Genomic DNA, 20468 nt, shown 5'->3' with positions numbered 1-20468 from the left:
CGCCCTGTGACGCCTCCCCCGCAATAAGCCGCCCACCGGTTCACCGCGGCCTCTCGTATGCCGCGCCCCTATCGTGCCATGCGGACCGGCGCCCTCCTGTTCCACCGAGGGCCGGGGGCACGCCTATGGGCGCGGCCCCTCAGGTGCGTCGATCAAGCCCGCCGGAACTCCACCACGGACGCGCCAGACCGGCCTGCGAGGACGTCGGCCCACCGCTCCATCATGGCCCGCCGGCGCTCGAGCATGTCGGAGCGCCGATAGGCACGCTCGACCTCGGACCCGACCAGGTGCGCGAGGGCTATCTCTGCCATGTCCCGGTCATAGCCGACCTCGGCAGCCCAATCGCGGAATGAACTGCGCAGGCCATGGGGCACGGCTGGGCGGCCGGTCCGCGTGTCCCGCCAACCCGCGGCGCTGACCGGCCGACCGGCCATCTTGGCCTCGGTCTCGGCGTCCTCCTGCATCCGGCGCATGACGGCGCTCACGCTCATGTCGGACAGAATCCCGCCGCGGGGCCCGGGGAAGATCAGGTCGCCGGTCCCGGCAAGGCGGGGCAGGCCCCGGAGGAGTGCCACGGCCGGGCCCGAGAGCGGGACGCGATGCTCGCGCCCCATCTTCATGCGCGCGCCCGGCACGACCCACAGGGCGGCATCGAGATCCACCTCGGACCAGAGAGCCCCGCGCACCTCGCCCGAGCGGGCGGCCGTCAGGGCGGCGAAGCGCAGGGCCGTGGCGCCCATGCCCTCGCGCTGCCCCAGCTCCTCCCACCAGTCCGCCAGCCGCGCGACCGGCACGGCCGGGAAGTTGCCTGCCCGGCCCTTGGCGACGACAGACGGAGCCGGCAGCAACTCCTTCAGGTTGCCCGCCCATCGGGCTGGATTGTCGCCCGTCCGATAGCCCGAGACCGTGGCCCACGAGAGGATCGCCTCGAGATATCCCCTCATCTTCGTGGCGGTGTCCGGCTTCGCCGTCCAGATCGTGTTCAAGGCGCGCACCACGTCCTGCGGGGTCAACTCCTGCACGGTCAGCGCCCCGATCTCGGGAAAAGAATAGGCTGTCAAGGTGGCCCGCACCGCCTTCTGAGACTTCTCCGGCCGGTCTGACAGTTTCGCCTTGATCCACTTGTCCGCGGCATCGGCGAAGGTCAGGGAGCGCCGCTGCGCCGCCGCCAGGGCGGCGCGCGTTGCCTTGCGTTCCTCGATCGGATCGACCCCCGCCGCGATCTTTCGCTTCGCCTCCCGGGCGCGCTCCCGCGCCTCGGCGAGCCCAACCTCGGGATAGGAGCCGAGACCCATGGCCCGCCGCGTCCCTGCCACAGTCGTGCGGAGAAGCCAGCTCTTCGCCCCGGTCGGGGTGATCTGCAGGAGAAGACCGGCGACGCCGCCGACCGCATGCCAGACGTTTGCACCGTCGCCCGGATGCGCCGCCCGCTTGACGTCGAGCGCGCCCCATTCCCTCGCCTTCTTCGGCATCCGCCCTCCTCCCTAATCCCGAGGCCGGCCGAGCCGTTCCCGGCGGCCGGCCGCTGCCCGTGGGTCGCCGCGGACTTACCAGCCTACTTACCAAAAGGAATGCGACTGGATGCTGCAGATTGCAACAGAATGAGACTGCGCGGACGATGAATTGCCAGTAAAACAAGGCCGGCTGTTACGGGTTGATACGGACGGCCACGCCAATTTGGCGCCCTTCACCCGCTCCATCTCCTACCCCCCGAAATTCCTTTTTGCTACAGGTGCTTGCCGCCCTCGGCGAATGAGGCCGGGGCCGGGTTTGTTTCATCGGCGCGTTCGGCATGACGTGGGCGCCGGACCCCCTGCAATCTCCGGACCGCGGCCGCGAGTGCTTCGGCAACCATCCGCGCCCGCGCTCCATGGGCCGCCCCGTCCGCAGGGAGACAGGACGAGGATCCTGACGCAGCCGAAGACGGACCTTCCGCCGGGCACCGCCCGACGCATATACCGACGATCCGGCCTCTTCTGAGCCCGACCGAATCCCATCCTTAGCCTGTCCCTCCGATGGAGCGCCCCATGCAGCTGATCACGGCCGTCGTTCACAAAGAGCCGGACTCGTCCTATGGCCTCACATTCCCGGACATGCCGGGATGTTTCGCCGCTGCCGACGACTGGTCCGACATCTCGGCGAAGGCGGTGGAGGCGCTCGACCTCTGGTTCGAGGACGGGCCGGCCGTCGAGCCCTCCCCCATAGACGCGATCCGGTCTCGCGAGGAGGTTCGGAAGGCGCTGTCCGAGGGCGCTTCGCTGATGACCTTCGCCTATGTCCCTGCAGACGGAAAGCTCGAACGGGTCAACATCTCGATGGACCGGGGCCTCTTGCGCGCCATCGACGCCACAGCCTCGGCGCGGGGGATGACCCGGTCGGCCTTCATCGCCATGGTGGCCCGGCGCGAGATTGCAGGCTTCTGAAGTCCCCGGCAGTTCGGGCCGGGAGGGCTCGCCCGATCGGCCGGCGACCGCGGATGGCGCTGCCCGCCACGCGCGGGACAGGCCGAGCGCCGCTGCAGGCTGACCCCATCGGGAAGCCTCCCGGGGCGGAACGCCCCTGCCCCCCGGTGCCCTGAGCGGAGAAGCGCTGCGAAGGCGCCGACACGGGGGGCGGGACCTCTCTCTCCCCTTCCGGTTGATCCCGAAGGATGCCACATGTGCGTCCGCGGCCGGCGGCGGGACGAGGCGTCTCGACCAGTCTCTCCCCCGCGCCCCAGAGGAGGGGAAACGTCTGAAATGCAGCTCCCGAAGGATGCAAGGAAGCTCGTCCTGCACGACAGGCTCTGGTCTGCGGCAGGGCGTCTTGCCGGAGGCACGGGGGACGAGGTGCTGGTGCTCGACAACCGCGGGGCTCCGCGGAGCCGCGATGTGGATGTCTGCATCGTGACGAACTGCACCTTTCCCGGCGGCAATGCGGCGACGACGCTGACCGAGGCGCTGGCCTTCGAGGCGGCCGGCCTGTCGGTGGCCATCGTCCATTGCAGCATCAAGAGCTCGCCCTGGAAATGGAACCGGGTGAGCGTGCGCTACCGGCCGGTCCTGGGCCGCATGATCTCGGCCCATTGGGTCGAGCGCATCTCCTGCCGGACCGTCATCGTGCGCGCGCCCCGGATGATGATGACACAGGCCTTCGCCCGGCTGGTGCCGAAGATCCGGCCGGAGCGGGCCATCTTCGTCGTCAACAACTCGGCGCACAGCGAGGACGGCGGCGCGATCTTCTCCTGGCCGGCCCTGCACCGGCGGGTGGCGGATCTCGACTGGCCGCAGAAGGAGCTCTGCCCCACAAGCCCGATCATCCGGGAGGAATCGGCCCGCGATCTCGCCGGCACCGATGTGACCGACGTGCTGTCGGAGCGGGACTGGCCGCCCGTCCTGGACGAAGAGGCCTTCCGGTTTGCGCCCCATCCGCGGTTCGGCCGGCCCACGGTCATCGGCCGCCATGCCCGCGACCATCCGGGCAAGTGGCTGGAGGATCCCGCGGAGCTTCTGGCCGCCTATCCGGCCGAGGATCCGGCGATCCGGGTGCGCATCCTCGGCGGCGCCACGGCGGCCGCGCGCGTGCTGGGCCGGGTTCCGGCCGGCTGGGAGGTGCTGCCCTTCGGCACGGACGGGGTTCAGGCCTATCTCGACACGCTCGATGTCTTCGTCAATTTCCCCTCGCCCGAGCGGCACGAGGCCTTCGGCCGGACCGTCGTCGAGGCCAATCTGGCGGGCGTTCCGGTCCTGCTGCCGCCGCGGTTCGAGGCGACCTTCGGCGATCTGGCCTTCTACTGCCGCCCCGACGAGGTCCGCGGGCTGATCGCGCGGCTGGGAGAGGACGACGCCGGCCGCCTCGCCTATCTCTCGGCCTGTCGGGATCTCGCGGTCGCGCTCTACTGCACGCCGAGCCTCCTCCGCAGGCTGAAGGACGGAGAGGGCGTCGGGCGCCCGCATCTGGCCGAGCCCCTGCGGGCGTGGCGGGCCGGAGTGATGGCCCGGGCCTGAGGCGAGGCCGAGGCCGGGCCGGAACGGACGAATGTAACAGGAGAGGGAATGCGACGCGCGGGCATCTTCAACGACACGTCGATCAGCGGCCATTACGGGTGCACCGCGGTGATGGGCACGATCCTGCGCGAACTGGCGGCGCGCGATGTGGCGCCCGCCTATCTCTGGCCGGTGGCCGAGGATTGGAAGCCGCATGCCGCCCGGCTCGACCGGGTCCGGCCCGACCTCATCGTCGTGAACGGCGAGGGCACGATCCATCACTCGGCCGAGCGCAAGCGGACGCGGGACCTGATCGATCTGGCCGCTCATGCGCGGAAGCTGCAGGTGCCGGCGCATCTGATCAATGCCTCGCTCGAGGCGCTCGACCTGCCGGCGCTGGAGGGGCTGCGGCAGTTCACGACCATCCATGTGCGCGAGACCGGGAGCCTCAGGTATCTGGCCCAGCACGGGATCGCCGCCCGCTGCGCGCCCGACCTGTCGCTCGGGCAGCCCGCGCCTGCCGCTGTGGCACGCTCCGGCATCCTCGTCACCGACAGCGTGCTGGGCGAGGCCGCCCGCCGCCTGCGCGAGTTTGCGGCAGCGGTCGGGGCCGGGCACGAGCGGATGAAGCCCCGGATCGGCCGGTGGGAGAAGCTGCGCCGGGACATGGGCCGTCTGGTCCGGCGCAGCCCCGCGATCCGCGAGTGGCGGCCGATCTCGGATCCCTGCGCCTTCATCCGGCGCGTTGCGGGGGCCGAGCTGGTGGTGACGGGCCGGTTCCACAGCGTCCTGCTGGCGATCCTGACCGACACGCCCTTCGTGGCGCTGGCCTCGAACACGGGCAAAACCGAGGCGGTGCTGATGGATGTCTTCGGCCACACCGACCGCCTGATCCGCGAGGAGGATCTGACCGATCCGGCCTTCCTCCGCCGCCTCGACGGAGGCCTGTCCTTCACCGAGGCGGAGAGGGCCGCCCTCTCCCGCTACCGCGAGGGGGCGGCGCGCGCCCGTGCCACCCTGTTCGACGGAATCGTGGGCCGGACGGATGCCGCCGTCCTGCGGGGCGCTCAGGCGTAATGGCGCTCCAGCCCCTCCAGCACGCAGCGGCGGTCGGCCTCGGACATGGCGTCGAGACTCTGGACGCAGAACGAGGCATAGCCGTTGGCGCAGAGCCGCTCCATCGTCCGGGCGAGGGCCGTGCCGGTCGGGCGGCCGGGGCGGATGTAGCCCACGTCGAGCGGCGGCGCGATCACGGCGCGGGCCTCGATCTCGAGATGGTTCGCGAGGCCGATGGGCGAGACCTGATCTGCCGAGCGGAAACGGTGGCCCGCCTGCCGGCGCAGCGCCTGCGGATCGCCCGCATAGAAGCTGGCAAGCCTGTCGCGGTGCATCGGATGCGGCTGGTGCTCGGTCAGGAAATAGTCGCTCGTCCGGCCCGTCAGCCGCGCGGCCGCCTGCTGCGCGGTCTTGTAGCCCGGCCGCTCGCGCTTCAGCCAGCGTTTCAGCCGGGTGACGAGCGGATTGGGAAAGGGCTGCATCCGGCCGCGCAGGACGGCCCGGTCTCCGTCGAAGAAATGGCTCTCGTCCAGCGGGCGCCCGACGAAGATGTCGTCGTTGAGGTAGATGAAGCGCGGCGCGAGGCCCGGGATCCGGTGGATCATCGTCTCGATCGAGCGCGAGGAGAAGACGGGAAGCAGATCGGCATGCTCGCCGTAGATGGCGCGGTGATCCACGACCGCGATGCGGTCCCGCCAGTGCGGATCGTCGAGGATCGGGTCCAGCACGGCGGGATGCTGGTCGTCGGTGACGATGTGGATGCGCTCGACGAAGGGGCAGAAGCGCAGGAGGGACAGGACGCAGAAGCGGATCTCGCCGGAATGGGCGAAGCGGGTCGGAGCGGTTGCCGCCTGATGAACGCCCGCCTCCCCCTGATGACGCAGGCGCTTGGCGTGATGGGCCGGATCGGCACCATCCACCCAGGTCACGACGGCATCGATCATGACGATCCCTCTGTTGCTCGTTCGGAGTGAGACCATGCCCCCCCAATCGATGCAAGCGCGCGATTGCGCGGAGGGCCCGGATGCGCAAGAGAGACGCAGGACGGCGAACCGGGACCGGAAGGAGGATCGGGTGCAGATTTCGACGGGCAGAGGGCGCAGGCGGCGGTGCCCGGCTGAGCTTCCGGCCGAGGTTGCAGCGCGATGATGACCCTGCTTCGCTCGCTCGAGCGGCATCAGCGCAGCCTGCGCAACCGGATCGCGCTCTGGCCCGGACTTCCGGGCGCGCCCGACATCCTCGACCCTGAGCGCTTCGCGGGCCGCCGGGTCATCGTGATCGGCCCTGCCGAGACGCTGGCGGACGATCTCGAAGGCACCGTGGTCGACGGGTTCGATGTGGTCGTCCGGCTCAACAACGGGCTGAGCCTCGCCGACACCCGTCCGGACCTGTTCGGACGGCGCACCGACATCCTCGTTCACAACCTGCGCGAGACGGGGCCGCGCAATGCCGGAGAGATCCCGGCCAGCCTTCTGACCGACAAGGGCGTCTCGATGCTGGTCTATCCGCACTGGCGCCGCTCGGCGGACCGGCGGGCCTACCGCGCCAAGCGCGCCGCGCTGAAGCGGGCGGGAGGGCCGCCCCTCAGCATCCTGCCGCCGGAGATCATGCAGGAGATCCGGGCGGATCTGGGCAATCGCGCGCCCACCGTGGGGATTTCGGCGATCCTGTTCTTCCTCGCCACCCCCGCCTCCGAGCTGGCGATCCACGGCTTCACCTTCTTCGAGACCCGCTATGCGAGCGGCTACAACGATGCCATCCGGAGCGGCGCGGAGGCGCGGGCCTGGGTCGATGCGCGCGGCGCGCACGAGCCGCTGTCGGAAAAGCGTCTGCTGCGGAAGCGGCTGGCCCTGCCCCACGCGCCGCGCGTGATCCTCGGGCGCAACGTGCGCCGGCATCTCGAGGCGGACTGACCGCGGCGCGGCAGGATGGAGGGCCGTCGCGTCTCAGCGAGAGCGGCGCTTGAGGAGCCGGTCCCAGCGCCGCTGCCACCGGCCGCGCGCGAGAAATCCGTCCACGGCTTCCTGAAGACCCGGCACGGCGTCGAGCCGGCCCCTGTCCCGGACGCGCTGGTAGAGGTCGAAGATGAAGGCGCGCTCGTCGCCCAGCATGTCCGCGTGGGTGATGTATGGCGGACTTGCATCGAGAAACACGCCCTCGGGCACGCCGCCCGTGAGACCCGCGAACATGGCCTTGGTGCGCATGCATTTGCGGCATTTGCCGCAGTTCTGCGGCCGGATGGTCTTGTCGATGCAGAAGGACACCGAGGCGAGAGCCACCGGGCTCTCGGCGATCGCTTCCACCTTCTGCGCGCGGGTCACATCGTCGTTGACCGCCCGGCAGGAGAAGTCGCCCGACACGAAATAGCGGTTCGTGACATGGTTGAGCGACCAGGGAAACAGGAGCAGGTCCTGCTCCCAGCTGAGATCGGCCGCGAAAAGGCCCGCCTCGAACAGGTCGCCGAACAGGAAGGCATAGCCCGCGATCACCGAGGCGTAGGTGTGGTAGCCCTTGACGCTGCGTCGCAGATCGGAGGTCACGGTGATGCGTCGGTAATTCAGCGCGTCAAGGAGGGGCTGGGAATGGCGCAGGGAGCGCTGGAACTGCGCGTCGGCCCCGTGGCCGTATTCCATGCCCTGCACCGTGAGCGCCGCGACGGGCTCGGGCCTTCGCCCCCGCTCGAGCAGCATGTAGGTCGAATCGACGCCGCCCGAGAACATCACGAGCTCTTCCTTGCGGCCCGTCCTCCGCGGGCCGCCCGGAAGGGCCGTGACCTTCACCGCCCTGAAGTCCTGCGGCCGCCACAGCTCCCACGTCCGCGACATCCGTTCGGCATTCTCGCAGGTGAGAGGGTCCACGGGACCGTCGACATGCAGGTCCGTCCCGCTCTTCATAGCGAGCGGGAGCATGTGCCAGACGGCGAAGCTCATGTCGGTGAGCTCCGGCAGATCCACGCCGGCGATGGCGTAGGCGACCGACCTGTTGCCGCCGCTCAGCTCGATGCGGTTGCCGGTCTGGCTCAGTCTCAGCGTCGTCATGACGGCACTTCCTTCGGGCCTGCGACCTGGGCTTCGGGCCGCGCGCCCCGAGCCGCTGCCCCCCGCACCTAGCGCAAGAGAACCGGCACCGCCACTCGGCGCGGGGGCGTTCGCCTGCTGCATAGCGTCGCCCGCCCTTCTTCCCGGGACCTCTCTCTGGCCCCGGGGAGGTCATCTCGTCTCATTGTCCGGACGGATCGCCGGATCTATGCAGGGTCTGTCCCCGGCCGGAGCCTGCCTCGTGCCGGGGCCGGATCGGAAGGATTTGCCATGTTCCTCTTTCTCACCCTGTCGCTCGCCGCCTCGCTGGCCCTCCTCTTCGGGGCGACCGAGATCGAGCGGCGCGCCATCGTCGGGCGCTACACCGGCGTCAACGGGCTCGCGATCCTCTGCTGCTTCACGCTCTCCTTCGTGGGCTCGCTCGTGGTCGTGGCGCTGGCGACCGTCTGGGGCGGCTGGGGCTACCTGCTGCACCTGCTGCCGGGCACGATCCTCTACCATTTCTTCATGGGCGTCTCGCTGGTCCATGGCTTGCAGAAGACCTCCGAGCGCGTGGCGCTGGAGGATCAGGCCATGCGCCGCGGCGCCGCTTTCGCCTGAGGCCGGCCCGTCGGGGCCGGCGGCGTCACGGCGGCGGGTCGATCTCGAGCTGGACGGCCGCATACCAGTCGGCGGCCGCCCGGATCTCGGCGTCGGTGAGCTCTGCCGCGATGGGCGACATGATCTCGTGCGTCCGCTTGCCGGTGCGGAAGGCCTTGAGCTGGGTTTCGAGATAGACCGAGTTCTCGCCCGCAAGGTTCGGCGCATCCTCGAGCACGGCCACCCCGTCGGCCCCGTGGCAGAGCGCGCAGGCCTCGGGCGCCGCATGGGGATCGACGCCGGGCTTCAGCGCCACATGGATCTTCTGCATCGCGAACCAGGCCGAGAGGTCGGCGATCTGCGCGTCGCTGAGCGAGGCCGCGACCACCGACATGATCTCGTGCTGGCGGGTGCCCGAGCGGAAGGCCTCGAGCTGGTGGCGGATGTAGGACGGGTGCTCGCCCCCGATATGGGGGGCGATGGGGATGCGGGCGAAGCCGTTCAGCCCGTGGCAGGTGCGGCAGAGACCCGCCGCCACCTTGCCGGCGGCAGGATTGCCCTCGGGAGGCGCCGGCTGCTCGGCGGCGACGGCCTGGGCGAGGAGAACCCCGCCCAGACCGGCCAGAAAGCCAAGCCGTCTCATTCCGGCTGATACCAGATGCGGTAGATCGCGCCCACGAGATCGTCCGAGACGAGGATCGAGCCGTCGCGGAGCTGCGCCACATCGACGGGCCGGCCGAGATATTCCCCGTTCTCGTCGATCCAGCCCTCGGCGAAGGGCTTCGTCGTGGCGGTGCCGTCCTCGGCGAGGGTCGTGACCATGACGCGCGCGCCTACCGGCGTGGTGCGATTCCACGAGCCGTGCTGCGCCGAGAAGATGGCGCCGCGATATTCCTCGGGGAACATCGAGCCCGTGTAGAACATCATCCCGAGATCGGCCGCATGGGCGTCCATCTCGACGACGGGCATCACGGCATCGGCCGGCGGCTCCTCGTCCTTGTATTCGTTGGTGCGGATGCTGCCGCCGCCATACCAGGGGAAGCCGAAGTTCTGGCCCGGTTCCGTGGCGCGGTTGATCTCGCCCGGCGGAATGTCGTCGCCCATCCCGTCCACCTGATTGTCGGTGAACCAGACGTTGCCGGTCTCGGGGTCGATGTCCATGCCGACCGAGTTGCGGATGCCGCGGGCGAAGACCTCGCGCCCGGTGCCGTCGGTCTTCATCCGCACGATGCCGCCGATGCCCCACTTGTCGTAGAGCTCGCGCTTCTCGGGCGCGGGCACGTTGAAGGGCTGGCCGAGCGTAATGTAGATCATGCCGTCCGGGCCGATGTCGCAGACGCGGGCGGTGTGGTTGAAGCTCTCCTCCTCGACCGGGATCAGCTCGCCCTGCTTCACGAGGTTGAAGGCCGCCACATCGCCCGATTCATAGAAGAACTCGGCCGCGGGAAAGAGAAGCACGCGGTTCTGCTCGGCGATATAGAGGAAGCCGTCCTTCGAGAAGCAGGGGCCGTTCGGGATGGTGAAGCGCAGCGAGGGGGCGAAATCCTTCACCTCATCGGCCACGCGGTCCTTGTTGCGGTCGGTGACGGCCCAGACCTTGTCCTTGCGGGTGCCCACGAAGGTCACGATGCCCTGCGGCCCCACAGCCATGTGGCGCGCATCGGGGACCACGGCATAGAGGCCGATGCGGAAGCCCTGCGGCAGCTTGATCCGCTCGAGATTGCGCTTGATGCCGTCGGCGAAGTCTCCGCCCTGCTCGACGAAGGTGAAGTCGGTGGCGCCGGTGCTCTGGAAATTCGACAGTTTCTCGAGATTGTCCGGCACATCCGCCGCTTGCGCATGGGCCAGTCCCGCGGTCAGGGAAAGGGCCGCGAGGGACGTCATCAGTCGCTTCATGTTTTCCTCCCTTGTTGAACCGTCACACCCGGAGAGGCCGCGGCCGAGGACGGCGCAGCAGGGATCCGGACTGTCGTGCAGAAACGGCTCCGCCTCCCAACGGCGCCGTGCGGTCAGAATAGCTAACCAGTTCACGCATCTGTCAACGAAAATTCCGTAGCCGTTTGGTCGGGTGCGGCGGAGACAGCGGCCGGGGGGTGCCGAAAACGCGAACGGCGCCCCGGAGGGCGCCGTTTCTGTCGGGCGGCAGCACGCCCCCGAGGGGGGCGGTCGGTCAGGATCCGGCGGCGGAACAATGGGCTCCGCCCGGGGCGAGCCCCGAGCCGAGCGCCAGAAGCGGCGGCGCCTGATAGGGATTGGGCGGCGCGCTGACCGCCCGGTCGAGGGCCAGCACGCAGGCGACGGCCAGCACCACCACGAGGGCCACGGGCTTGCGGGTCATCGCGGTCCCTCCAGTCCGAGGCCGGGCCGCAGGCGGATGCCCAGCCAGGAGCCCGCGAAAGCGGCGACGAACCAGACCCAGCCATGCAGGCTGCCGGTCGAGATGCCGCTGAAGAAGGCGCCCACGTTGCAGCCGAAGGCCAGGCGCGAGGAATAGCCCAGAAGCAGACCCGAGACGATGGCCGCGATCCAGGCCCTGGCCGGAAGGCCGGGCACGGCCGAGCCAAGGCCGCCGCGCCAGAGGCTCACCCCCACCGCGCCCGCGATCATGCCGATGTTGGTGAGCGAGGTCACGTCGGTCAGCACGCTCTCGCGCAGACGCTCGACCTGGGCGGGCGCGCTCCAGAAGGCCGAGCCCGAGAGATCCGCCCCCATCGCGACGGCGCCTTTGGCGGCCCAGAGGCCGAGGCCGTAGACCACGCCCCAGGGCTGGCCCGCCACCACGAGGTTCAGAAGCGCGAGCGCGGCGAGCGCGGCCGCGGCGATCCAGAGCCGCCGTGGCAGCCGCGCGCCGCCCGGAACGCCGAGCCAGACGGCCAGAAGCGCCACCGCGGCCAGACCCGCCAGCGTCACCGCAAGGCCGCTCGTCCCGCTCAGCACGACGAGGGGCGCCAGACCGAAGCCGTTCCACCAGTCGATGTTGTAGGCGCCGAGGAAGCTGCCCACGGCGAAGAAGGGCAAGGCCACCGCCGCCACCGCATTGCCGCTGCCCGCGTTGACGAGCGTCCCCGAGCCGCAGCCCAGCACCAGCTGCATGCAGATGCCGAAGACGAAGGCGCCGCCGACCATCGACCAGCCGACCGGCGCATGGGCGCCCGTGAGCTCGGCCGGATGGGCGGCCAGAAGCGGGATGGCCACGACCGCCACGAGCCCGATGGCGAGAAGCTGCGCCAGAAGACCCGCGGGTTCGCGCCGCAGGATCATCGCGCGCCAAGGGCCTGCGAAGCCGAAGCGCAGCCCCTCGAGCGTGATCCCGAAGCCGAGGCCGAGGGCGAGCAGCAGCCCGTAGCGCGCCCCCGCCATCACCGCGACCGCGCAGACGGCGAAGAGCGCCGCCCCCACGAGGAGGCTCCTGCCGCCGGGGCCCGCCGGGACCGGCCCGGCGGCCGCCATGGTGTCCGTCATGTCGCGATCCTCAGAAGACGCCGGAGATCTGGTTCCAGAGGTTCCGGATCGGTCCCGGGACATTCTCCATCGGCAGGCCCGCGTTCGACCAGCCCACCATCGATTCGGGATAGAGCTTCACATTCTCGACGCCCGCGAGCTCGCTCAGCGCGAACCAGTTGGTCGCGGCCCAGTGGCCGGTGTTGCAGAAGGAGATGAGCTCTTCGCCGTCCGTATAGCCCGCCTCGGTGGCGAGGCTCTGGGCGCGGTCTGCGTCGATGAGCGCCGGGTTCGAGCCGAACCAGCGGTCGTGGGTGAAATATTCCGATTGCGGCAGCGTGCCCGGACGGGCCGCGGCGGGAGCGGCCTTCTTGCCCTCCCAGAACTCCTGCGGGCGGGCGTCGATGAGCTTGGCCTCTTCCTTGCCCTCGACCACCTGTTGCACCTCGTCCTGCGTGGCGAGCCAGCGGTCGGAGAAGGTCACGGTGAAGGCGCTGGGCTCGGGCGTCACGGCCTCGGTGCTGAGCGGAAGGCCCGCCTCCTGCCAGCCGCGCATGCCGCCGTTGATGATGGCAAGCTGGCTCACGCCGCTCGATTTGAGGGTCCAGTAGACACGGGCGGCGGCGCCGAAGTCGGAGGCGTCCTTGCCCTCGTGCACGATGACCGTGGGCCGGTCGGCGGTCACGCCGAGCCCGCTCAGGATCTCGGTCAGCTTCGCGGCCTCGGGCACCTGACCGGGGTTCTCCTTCGGACCGCGGAAGAGGGCGTAGGGCGCAGGCACCGCGCCGGCGATATGGCCCGTCTCGTAGGGCGTGGCGGCGCCCTCGTCGCCCGAGCGGATGTCGAGGAACAGCGCCTCGCCCGAGGCCTGGGCCTCGGCTGCCTGCTCGGGCGTGAGGAGCGGCCCGAAGCCCGTCTGGGCGAGAGCGGGGGCGGAAACGGCCACAAGAGCCGCGGCGGCGAGCGGGATCAGTCGCATGGCGTCACATCCTGAATCTGGGGTCGCTCCTCAGATCGGCCGCGGGAGCGGAAAAATCAAGTCAGGATGTTCCGGAGATCCCCGCCGGAGGGTGCGTAAGTCCGGAACGTTCTTCCGCCTGTGGCCCGGGAAGAGACCATCGTTCCGGGACTGGCGACAGGCGAAGACTATCGGCGCGGCGCCGCGCGCCGGAGCGGGACGGATGTCATTTGTCTCACGATGAGTGTCCGTCCGGTGCATCCCAAGCGCGCGCCGCAGGAGAGGGTTTCGCGCCCGACGCCCGTGGGCTAACAGGAGGCGTCACTTCAGGAGGCTTTGATGACCGAAATCACCCGCTTCGAGACCGGCGCCCGCATGAGCCAGGCCGTGACGGCCAACGGCATGGTCTGGCTCGCAGGGCAGGTCGGCAACCCCGGCGAGTCCGTGGCCGATCAGACCCGCACCTGCCTCGCCGAGGTGGACCGGCTGCTCGCCCTCGCCGGCACCGACAAGACGCGCATCGTCTCGACCCAGATCTGGCTCGCCGACATGGCCGATTTCGCCGAGATGAACGCGGTCTGGGACGAGTGGGTGCCGCAGGGCAATTGCCCCGCCCGCGCGACCGGCGAGGCCAAGCTGGCGGCGCCCGACTACCGGGTGGAAGTGATCGTCACTGCGGTTCTCTGATCCCGGACCCTCCCGGCCGGCCGCGAAGAAGCCGGGGGCGCTGCCCCCGGACCCCCGGGATATTTGGGCCAGAATGAAAGCGGAAAGGGCGTCCAGCAGCGCAGCTCGCGGGCGGGACGTGACGGAGCCCGCGGCGCCCGGCGGCAGGGGGCCCGGGCCCGAAGGTCCGAGGGCGCGGCCCTCGGGACCCCGGGATATCCGGGCAGAGTGAAAGCGGAAGGATCCCTCAGCGGCGCAGGTAGGCCACGAGCTGTGCCGTCGAGCCGTCCTTGCCCTCGGTGCCCGCGCGGCCCTCGAGCATGGGCTGCAGCGCCAGCGCCAGTTCCTTGCCGAGCTCGACGCCCCACTGGTCGTAGGAATTGATGCCGAGGATCACGCCCTCGACGAAGACCCGGTGCTCGTAGAGGGCGACGATCCGGCCGAGCGTGGCGGGGGTGAGCTTTTCATAGGCCAGCACCGTCGAGGGGCGGTTGCCCGGGAAGACGCGGTGGCGGGCCTGCCGCTCGAGCTCGGAGCCGGTCAGGCCCTTCTTGCCGAGGATCGCCCGCGCCTCCTCGACCGAGCGCCCGCGCAGCAGCGCCTCGGACTGGGCGAGGCAGTTCGAGACCAGCAGGAGATGCTGGTGCGCGAGATCGGGCTCGTGGCCCTCACGCGCGACGAGGAATTCGCAGGGCACGATGCGGCTGCCCTGATGGATGAGCTGGTAGAAGGCGTGCTGGCCGTTGGTGCCGGGCTCGCCCCAGACGATGGGACCGGAGTGATGGGTGAGCTCGTGCCCGTCCATCGCCACGCGCTTGCCGTTCGATTCCATCTCGAGCTGCTGGAGATAGGCCGGAAGCCGCGCGAGCCGCTGGTCGTAGGGCAGCACGGCCCGGGTGGCATGGCCGCAGATCTGGTTGTGCCAGAGGCCGACGAGCGCCAGCAGCACGGGCAGGTTCTCGGCGAAGGGGGCCTCGCGGAAGTGGCGGTCCATCTCGGCGCCGCCGGCCAGGAAGGCGTCGAATGCTTCGGGGCCGATGGCGATCATCAGGGCGAGGCCGATCGGCCCCCACATGGAATAGCGCCCGCCGACCCAGTCCTCGAAGCCGAAGACGCGCGAAGCGTCGATGCCGAAGGCTGCCGTCTTGTCCGCCGCGGTCGAGACGGCGGCGAACTGCGCGGCGGGATCGGAGACGCGCTTGGCCATCCAGCGCTTCGCCGTCTCGGCATTGGTCATCGTCTCGATGGTGGTGAAGGTCTTCGAGGCCACGATCACGAGCGTGGTGGCGGGATCGAGATCCTGCAGCGTGTCGTGGATATGCGCGCCATCGACGTTGGAGACGAAATGGCAGCGCGGCCCGTCGGCATAGGGGGCGAGCGCGAGGCAGGCCATCGCGGGGCCGAGGTCGGAGCCGCCGATGCCGATGTTCACCACATCGGTGATCGGGCCGCCCTGCCCCGTGAAGCGCCCCGAGCGCAGATCGCGGACGAAGGCCTGCATCCGGGCGTGCGTCTCGCGCAGCGCGGGCGTCACGTCGACACCGTCCACCCGCACCGGCCGGTCCATGTTGCGGAGCGCCGTATGCAGCACCGCCCGGCCCTCGGTCTCGTTGATCTTCGCGCCCGAGAACATGGCCTCGCGCTTCTCGGCGACGCCGGCCGCGCCCGCCAGATCGATGAGCAGATCGCGTGCCGTATGGTCGATGTTGGTCTTGGACCAGTCGAAGAGCATGTCGCCCAGCCGGGTCGAGAAGGTCTCGGCTCGGCGGGGGTCGGTAAAGAGATCGAGAATTGCGCGGTGCTCCACCGCCTGCTGATGCGCTTTCAGCGCCTGCCAGATCTGTTTCATTGCAAGAATGCCTGTAATCCTATTCCGCCCAATGCACGGTTGCGTTGGCGAGCAGAGCCTTGATCGGCGCCTCGAGGGGCGTCAAGCCCTGGGCCCGCTCGAGCGCCTCGCGCTTGGCCGCGCCGGTGATGAGGACATGGATGGCGAGCGCGCCCTTGAGCGCGGGCGCGGTCAGCGTGATCCGCGGCTCGCCCGCGGCCTCGGCCCGCAGCGCCATCAGGAGCGGCGCCGTGTCGGCCAGCGCCTCCTCGAGCCGGTCGGCGCCGGGGAAGAGCGAGGCCGTATGCATGTCGTCGCCCATGCCGAGGAGCAGCACCGAAATCGGCAGATGCGGCTCGATGGCGGCGGCGAGCCCCTCCAGCGCCTCCTCGGGGGTGTCGGTATCGGCGCGCAGCGGCAGGAACTGAGCCGCCGCTGCCCGGCCCGTCAGCAGCCGCTCGCGCAGGAGCCGCGTGTTCGAGCGCGGGCTCGTCTCGGGCACCCAGCGCTCGTCGTTGAGAAAGACCGCGATCTTCGACCAGTCGATGTCCACGCCCGAGAGCGTGTCGAACATGGGGCCGGGCGTGGTGCCGCCCGGCACGCAGAGGCTGGCCCGGTCCTCGCGGCGCAGGAAGTCGGCCAGCTCGCCCGCGATCTTGTTCGCGAGCGACAGCATCAGGAACTCGCGATCCGGATATTCGACGAATTTCATGGGAAGGTTCTCCTCGGTCGCGACCGCCCGGCGGCCTCTCAGCGGATCTCGCGCCAGCGGCGGCCGTCACGGTGCATGAGCATCAGCGCATCCTCGGGGCCGGAAGTTCCCGGCTCGTAGGTCTTGGGCCTGTCGCCGCGCCGCTCCCAGGCGGCGATGATCGGATCGGCCCAGGCCCAGGCGGCCTCGACCTCGTCGCCGCGCATGAAGAGCGTCTGGTTGCCGCGGATCACATCCATGATGAGCCGCTCATACGCGTCGGGAATGTCCTCGCCGTCCGGCCCCAGCGCCTCGGCGAAGGACATGTCGAGCGGCACCTGCGTGAGGCGCATGCCGCCCGGGCCCGGCTCCTTGATCATCACCTTGAGATTGATCCCCTCGTCGGGCTGCAGCCGGATCACGAGCACGTTCTCGCGCCAGTCCTCGGCATCGTCGAAGATCGAATGCGGCGGCTCGCGGAAGGTGATGGCGATCTCGGAGGCGCGGGCGCGCAGCCGCTTGCCGGTGCGCAGATAGAAGGGCGTGCCCTTCCAGCGCCAGTTGGCGATATGGACCTTCAGCGCGATGTAGCTCTCGGTGCGGCTGCGGGGGTTGCCGGCGTGATCGACATAGCTCTCCTGCCCGCCGCCCGCGAGATACTGGCCGCGCACGATATCCTCGGGCGGGACCGGATCGAGCGCACGGATCACCTTCAGCTTCTCGTCGCGCACCGCGTTCGGATCGAAGTGATAGGGCGGCTCCATCGCGATCAGGCAGAGAAGCTGCATCAGGTGGTTCTGCACCATGTCCCGCATCGCGCCCGACGTGTCGTAATAGGCGCCGCGCCCGCCTACGCCCACGGTCTCGGCTACGGTGATCTGCACATGGTCGATATACTGAGCCTTCCAGAGCGGCTCGAAGAGGATGTTGGCGAAGCGCACCGCCATCAGGTTCTGGACCGTCTCCTTGCCGAGATAGTGATCGATCCGGTAGATCTGCTCCTCGGCGAAATGGAGCGCCAGCACGCGGTTCAAGGCCCGCGCGGATTCCAGATCGCGCCCGAAGGGCTTCTCGACCACGATGCGGCTCTGCGGCCCGGCGATGCCGTTCTCGTGCAGCCGCTCGGCCAGCGCCCCGAAGAGCGAGGGGGCCACGGAGAAATAGAAGGCCCGGACCACGTCGGGGCGCATCATCTTCTTGAGGTCCGCCCATCCCGAGGTTCCGGTCGCGTCGATGGCGACATAGTGGATCCGCTCGAGGAACGCCGAGATCCCGCCCTCGTCGCGCTTGCCCGCGGGCACGAATTCCTCGAGCGCGGCCCGCACTTGGGCGCGATAGGCCGCGTCGTCCATCTCCGAGCGGGCGGCAGCGATGATGCGGCTGTCGGGCGGCATCTGCCCGCCGGTGAAGCGCCGATAGAGGCCGGGCAGGATCTTCCGGCGTGCCAGATCGCCCGTGCCGCCGAAGATGACCAGATCGAACGTGTCCACCGGAATGACTCTCGAAACCATGGGCTCTCCCGCTGCCTCGCCTGTTAGCGCTAACGGCCGTTCTAGCGGCTGCCGTGGCCCGAGTCTAGCGCGCCCCCCGCCGGGGTAAATGTGGAAAGACGCCCGGATTTCAGATTTTCGCCGGCTGCCCCGGCCGCTTCTCCCGTCTCGAACCCGCGGGCGTGCGTTCTTGCGCGCAGCAGATCGATTTGGGCCGATCCGGCCGCCCGCATGCCGTTACGCGGCCCGCAGAGGCGCCGTCCGGTGCAGCAGGAGGGCCGCCAGCGCAAGGTTGGTGGCGGCAATCCCTGCCAGCACGGCGAGCGTGCCCTCGGCGCCCGCGAGGGCGATCAGCCCTGCCCCCACCAGCGGCGCCGCGGCCTGCGCCACGAGCGACGGCCGGGCCAGACGCCCCATGATGCGCGGATAGCGATCGGGGCCGAACAGCGCCATCGGCAGCGCGCCGCGCGCGATGGAAAAGACGCCGTTGCCCGCGCCATAGAGGATCAGGGCCAGGGCCGGCCAGCCCGAGCCCGCCAGCAGCACAAGCCCCGCCGCCGTGGCAGTCGTGGCCGCGATGAGCGTCCAGACCGGGTGATGGCGGGTGCCTCCCGCCATCTCGATCAGCCGCCCGCCGACCTGCGACGGGCCGATCAGCGTGCCGAGGGCCACCGCTGCCGCCAGGGGCAACCCCCGTGCGCCGAGGAGCGCGATCAGATGCACCGCGACGATGGTGACCGCGAGGCCCGCGAGCGTCTGGATCGTCGCCATGATGCGGAAGGCCGCGCGCTCGCAGCCCGCAAGCTCGGCCGGCGGCGCGGCATGAGGCGCGGCGCCCGGCGGTGTCTTCGGCAGGGCGCGCAGCAGCAGCGGCACCGAGATCGCCAGATGCAGGCCCGCATAGGCGGCGGCCGTGCCGCGCCAGCCGAACTGGTCGAGCATCAGCGCCGAGAGCGGCCAGCAGACGGTGCTGGCGAACCCGCCCCAGAGCGTGAGCAGCGTGATCGCCCGCCGCGCCTCGCGTCCGTAGATCCGGCCCAGCGTGGCGAAGGCGGGATCGTAGAGGCCCGCGGCCATGCCCGCCCCCATCAGCGCCCAGCCGGCCACGAAGACGGCAAGGTTCTGTGCCAGCGCGAGCATCATCAGGCCGGACGAGATCAGCAGGCAGCCCGCCACCAGCACCGGCCGCCCGCCGTGGCGCGCGATGGTGCGGCCGACCAGCGGCGAGGCGAACCCGGCCACGAGGAGCCCCGCCGAGAGCGAGCCCACCACCCAGGGCAGCGGCCAGCCGGTGTCGGCCGCGATGGCCGGCGCCAGCACCGCCATCAGGTAATAGCTGCTGCCCCAGGTGAGGATCTGCACCACCCCCAGCGCCGCAGCGAGTCTTGCCTGCGGGCTCACCGGACGGCCGAGGGAAGGTTCAGGCGCGCCTCGGCGGCCGCGGCCGCCTCCTTCCGCTCGGAGTAGCGGTCGGTCAGATGGGCCGAGACGTCGCGGGTGAGGTGCGTGAACTTCACCAGCTCCTCCATCACATCCACCACGCGGTCATAGAGCGGCGAGGCCCGCATCCGGCCCGCCTCGTCGAACTCGGCATAGGCCTTCGGCACCGAGGACTGGTTCGGGATCGTCACCATCCGCATCCAGCGCCCGAGCACCCGCATCTGGTTCAGCGCGTTGAAACTCTGCGAGCCGCCCGAGACCTGCATCAGCGCCAGCGTCCGCCCCTGCGTGGGCCGGATCGCGCCGAGGCTCAGGGGGATCCAGTCGATCTGCGCCTTCATCACCGCGGTCATCGCGCCGTGCCGCTCGGGCGAGCACCAGACCTGTCCCTCGGACCAGAGGCAGGCCTGGCGCAGCTCGGCGACCTTGGGATGGCTCGCCTCGGCATCGTCGGGCAGAGGCAGGCCGTGGGCGTGAAAGATCCGCGTCTCGCAGCCGAAGAGGCGCAGGAGACGCTCGGCCTCGAGCGTGAGGAAGCGGCTGTAGCTCCGCTCGCGCAGCGATCCGTAAAGAAGCAGGATGCGCGGCGGATGGGCGGAGCGCGGCCCGGCCAGCGCCGCCGGATCGGGAAGCTGCAGCGCGCGAGGATCGAGGTTCGGCAGGTCGCTCATGCCCGCGCCTCGAACCAGCGCCGGAGCGCCGCCTGCAGGACGAGAACCGGCACCTCGACCGGAGGAGGGACTGTGACCGCGGCCCCCCGCCGCGTCTCGGGCACGGGGGGCGAGCGCAGCAGCCCGTGGGCGCCGTGCCGCTCGATCCCGCCGAAGCCCGCCGCTTCCTCCGCGATGCGACAGGAGAAGAAGCGTCGGCCCGGCCCGGTGGGGTCATCGACGGGAAGCCCGGCCTCGGTCACGGCCGCGCTCCATCCGGGGGTGCGGCGGACGTCTCGGCTTTCAGTCATGGCGCGCCTCGGACAGCGGTGCGCAGATCTCGGGCCGGTCGGCGCAGCAGTCGCGCATCAGGAAGGTCACGAGATCCGACAGCACCGGATAGGCCGCCGCATAGATCACGAAGCGTCCCTCGCGGCGGGAGGTGACGAGGCGCGCCTGTTCGAGCTGGGTCAGATGGAACGAGAGGCGGGAGGAGCTCGCGCCGATCGCCGCGCCGATCTCGCCGGCAGGCAGGCCCTCGGGGCCCGCACGGACCAGAAGCCGCAGGATCTGCAGACGCGTCTCCTGCGCGAGGCCGGCAAAGGCGGTGAGGGCGGTGCGGTCGTCCATATCTCAACATCTCAAGACTGGTTGTCTTGTTAGATC

Annotated in this window: 21 protein-coding genes; 6 read left to right on the top strand and 15 right to left on the bottom strand. The window is 70.1% G+C overall.

Going from position 1 to position 20468, the window contains the following annotated elements; all coding sequences use genetic code 11:
- Positions 1–152: 152 nt before the first annotated feature.
- Positions 153–1472 (bottom strand): tyrosine-type recombinase/integrase, encoded by a 1320-nt coding sequence (locus tag RSP_RS06810; protein ID WP_011337713.1) that lies wholly within the window; start codon positions 1470–1472, stop codon positions 153–155.
- A gap of 555 nt (positions 1473–2027) precedes the next feature.
- Between RSP_RS06810 and RSP_RS06805 the strand changes: the two genes are divergently transcribed.
- The 3 genes from RSP_RS06805 (at position 2028) to RSP_RS06795 (ending at position 5042) form a co-directional block, all read left to right on the top strand.
- A complete protein-coding gene (locus tag RSP_RS06805) occupies positions 2028–2423 on the top strand; it encodes a type II toxin-antitoxin system HicB family antitoxin (RefSeq protein ID WP_011337712.1) in 396 nt (131 codons plus the stop codon).
- Between the two features lie 315 nt (positions 2424–2738).
- Entirely contained in the window at positions 2739–3986 is a 1248-nt protein-coding gene (locus RSP_RS06800; protein ID WP_017140196.1) for a glycosyltransferase family protein, read from the top strand.
- A 48-nt stretch (positions 3987–4034) separates the two neighbouring features.
- On the top strand, positions 4035–5042 hold the full coding sequence (locus RSP_RS06795; protein WP_017140195.1) for a polysaccharide pyruvyl transferase family protein: 1008 nt from the start codon (positions 4035–4037) through the stop codon (positions 5040–5042).
- Here the strand turns inward: RSP_RS06795 and RSP_RS06790 are convergent.
- A complete protein-coding gene (locus tag RSP_RS06790; protein ID WP_023003607.1) occupies positions 5033–5965 on the bottom strand; it encodes a Stealth CR1 domain-containing protein in 933 nt (310 codons plus the stop codon). The two genes, RSP_RS06795 and RSP_RS06790, sit on opposite strands and share 10 nt — an antisense overlap.
- 201 nt (positions 5966–6166) lie before the next feature.
- On the opposite strand from RSP_RS06790, the gene RSP_RS06785 reads away from it, so the two are divergent.
- On the top strand, positions 6167–6934 hold the full coding sequence (locus RSP_RS06785; RefSeq protein ID WP_011337708.1) for a glycosyltransferase family 29 protein: 768 nt from the start codon (positions 6167–6169) through the stop codon (positions 6932–6934).
- Positions 6935–6967: 33 nt separating this feature from the next.
- On the opposite strand, the gene RSP_RS06780 is transcribed toward RSP_RS06785, so the two are convergent.
- Positions 6968–8059: a hypothetical protein gene (locus RSP_RS06780; protein WP_023003605.1), complete on the bottom strand. Its 1092-nt coding sequence runs from the start codon at positions 8057–8059 to the stop codon at positions 6968–6970.
- Positions 8060–8329: 270 nt separating this feature from the next.
- Between RSP_RS06780 and RSP_RS06775 the strand changes: the two genes are divergently transcribed.
- Positions 8330–8659, top strand: coding sequence for a hypothetical protein (locus RSP_RS06775; protein WP_002719894.1), 330 nt, complete (start codon positions 8330–8332; stop codon positions 8657–8659).
- 25 nt (positions 8660–8684) lie between these two features.
- On the opposite strand, the gene RSP_RS06770 is transcribed toward RSP_RS06775, so the two are convergent.
- The 5 genes from RSP_RS06770 to RSP_RS06755 form a co-directional block, all read right to left on the bottom strand.
- Entirely contained in the window at positions 8685–9281 is a 597-nt protein-coding gene (locus RSP_RS06770; protein ID WP_011337706.1) for a c-type cytochrome, read from the bottom strand.
- Entirely contained in the window at positions 9278–10534 is a 1257-nt protein-coding gene (locus tag RSP_RS06765) for a PQQ-dependent sugar dehydrogenase (protein ID WP_011337705.1), read from the bottom strand. Before RSP_RS06765 ends, RSP_RS06770 begins: the two co-directional genes overlap by 4 nt.
- A 274-nt stretch (positions 10535–10808) precedes the next feature.
- Positions 10809–10976, bottom strand: a complete 168-nt coding sequence (locus tag RSP_RS22210) for a hypothetical protein (RefSeq protein WP_011337704.1) — start codon at positions 10974–10976, stop codon at positions 10809–10811.
- On the bottom strand, positions 10973–12100 hold the full coding sequence (locus RSP_RS06760) for a YeeE/YedE family protein (protein ID WP_011337703.1): 1128 nt from the start codon (positions 12098–12100) through the stop codon (positions 10973–10975). Before RSP_RS06760 ends, RSP_RS22210 begins: the two co-directional genes overlap by 4 nt.
- A gap of 10 nt (positions 12101–12110) precedes the next feature.
- Entirely contained in the window at positions 12111–13058 is a 948-nt protein-coding gene (locus RSP_RS06755) for a sulfurtransferase (protein ID WP_011337702.1), read from the bottom strand.
- A 318-nt stretch (positions 13059–13376) separates the two neighbouring features.
- On the opposite strand from RSP_RS06755, the gene RSP_RS06750 reads away from it, so the two are divergent.
- The gene (locus RSP_RS06750) at positions 13377–13724 is read left to right on the top strand and encodes a RidA family protein (protein WP_011337701.1); all 348 of its coding nucleotides are present in this window, start codon (positions 13377–13379) and stop codon (positions 13722–13724) included.
- A 226-nt stretch (positions 13725–13950) separates the two neighbouring features.
- Here RSP_RS06750 and pgi read toward each other — a convergent pair whose 3' ends face one another.
- The 7 genes from pgi to RSP_RS06715 all read right to left on the bottom strand — a co-directional run bounded on the left by pgi (position 13951) and on the right by RSP_RS06715 (position 20432).
- On the bottom strand, positions 13951–15552 hold the full coding sequence (pgi, locus tag RSP_RS06745; RefSeq protein WP_011337700.1) for a glucose-6-phosphate isomerase: 1602 nt from the start codon (positions 15550–15552) through the stop codon (positions 13951–13953).
- A 19-nt stretch (positions 15553–15571) separates the two neighbouring features.
- Positions 15572–16243, bottom strand: coding sequence for a 6-phosphogluconolactonase (pgl, locus tag RSP_RS06740; RefSeq protein ID WP_011337699.1), 672 nt, complete (start codon positions 16241–16243; stop codon positions 15572–15574).
- A 38-nt stretch (positions 16244–16281) separates the two neighbouring features.
- Positions 16282–17733, bottom strand: coding sequence for a glucose-6-phosphate dehydrogenase (zwf, locus tag RSP_RS06735; protein ID WP_009562257.1), 1452 nt, complete (start codon positions 17731–17733; stop codon positions 16282–16284).
- Positions 17734–17949: 216 nt separating this feature from the next.
- Entirely contained in the window at positions 17950–19113 is a 1164-nt protein-coding gene (locus tag RSP_RS06730; RefSeq protein WP_011337698.1) for an MFS transporter, read from the bottom strand.
- On the bottom strand, positions 19110–19823 hold the full coding sequence (gene arsH, locus RSP_RS06725; RefSeq protein ID WP_011337697.1) for an arsenical resistance protein ArsH: 714 nt from the start codon (positions 19821–19823) through the stop codon (positions 19110–19112). Before arsH ends, RSP_RS06730 begins: the two co-directional genes overlap by 4 nt.
- A complete protein-coding gene (locus RSP_RS06720) occupies positions 19820–20113 on the bottom strand; it encodes a hypothetical protein (protein ID WP_023003603.1) in 294 nt (97 codons plus the stop codon). The genes arsH and RSP_RS06720 overlap by 4 nt, the downstream gene beginning before the upstream one ends.
- Entirely contained in the window at positions 20106–20432 is a 327-nt protein-coding gene (locus RSP_RS06715) for an ArsR/SmtB family transcription factor (RefSeq protein WP_011337696.1), read from the bottom strand. The genes RSP_RS06720 and RSP_RS06715 overlap by 8 nt, the downstream gene beginning before the upstream one ends.
- Positions 20433–20468: the final 36 nt, after the last annotated feature.

This window comes from Cereibacter sphaeroides 2.4.1 (assembly GCF_000012905.2).
GTDB lineage: Bacteria > Pseudomonadota > Alphaproteobacteria > Rhodobacterales > Rhodobacteraceae > Cereibacter_A > Cereibacter_A sphaeroides.
This window is presented reverse-complemented; position numbering and strand designations above follow the sequence as displayed.